This is a genomic window from Streptococcus danieliae (assembly GCF_009767945.1).
Lineage (GTDB): Bacteria > Bacillota > Bacilli > Lactobacillales > Streptococcaceae > Streptococcus > Streptococcus danieliae.
In genome coordinates this window covers 1-830 of sequence record NZ_WSRS01000171.1, presented here as the reverse complement: position 1 = coordinate 830, position 830 = coordinate 1, and the positions used below count along the sequence as shown (strand labels likewise).

Sequence of the window (830 nt, the reverse complement as noted above, 5' to 3'; positions counted from 1 at the left end):
CATGTGCTTTCTCAAGATGCTCTTGATGAAAAACTTCAAGCTATTGTTAAAGAGTCTGGTATTTCTCCAGTTGGCGAGTTCTACATGTGGGTTCCTAAAAATCCGCAAGACTTCTACAAGGCATATGTTCAAAAAGGTTTAGATATTACCTACAACCTTTCATTCAAGATCAAGGACACTTTCAAAGAAGGTGACATTACCAATGGTACTTACCAAATTGATTTCGGTAACGGCTACTATTCAAATATCGTAGTCAATAACCTTCCAAAAATGGAAGTTCACAAGGATGTTCTTGATAAGCAAGATGGTAAATCTATCAATAACGGAACAGTTGGCTTGGGAGAAGAAGCTACTTACCGTCTCGAAGGATGGGTAGTTCCAAGCAACCGTGGCTATGACTTGTATGAGTACAAGTTTGTCGATCAATTGCAACATAGCCATGATATGTTCTTGCGTGATTCTGTAGTGGCTAAGGTGGATATTAAGCTAGCTGATGGAACTGTTCTTGAAAAAGGTTCTGACCTATCTAAATATACTGAAGTTCAGTATAACGAAGAAACAGGTCTTTACGAGCTTGCCTTCAAGGAAGACTTCTTGAAACAAATTCCTCGCTCAAGTGAATTTGGGGCAGATGTATTCCTTGTGGTGAAACGGATTGCTTCTGGTGAAGTTAAGAACGAGTACACACTCTATGTGAATGGAAATCCAGTTAAATCTGAGGTTGTTCGTACAATGACACCAGAACCTGAAAAACCAGTCACTCCAGCTCAACCTGAAAAACCAGCAACTCCTGTTGCTCCAGCTAAAGAAGAGCCAGTGAAGACTCTTCC

At 40.2% G+C, this 830-nt stretch carries 1 protein-coding gene; it reads left to right on the top strand.

Annotation, left to right across the window (positions count from 1 at the left end):
- On the top strand, positions 1–830 hold an 830-nt coding region (locus E5983_RS09265), incomplete at both ends, for an LPXTG cell wall anchor domain-containing protein (RefSeq protein WP_202056770.1).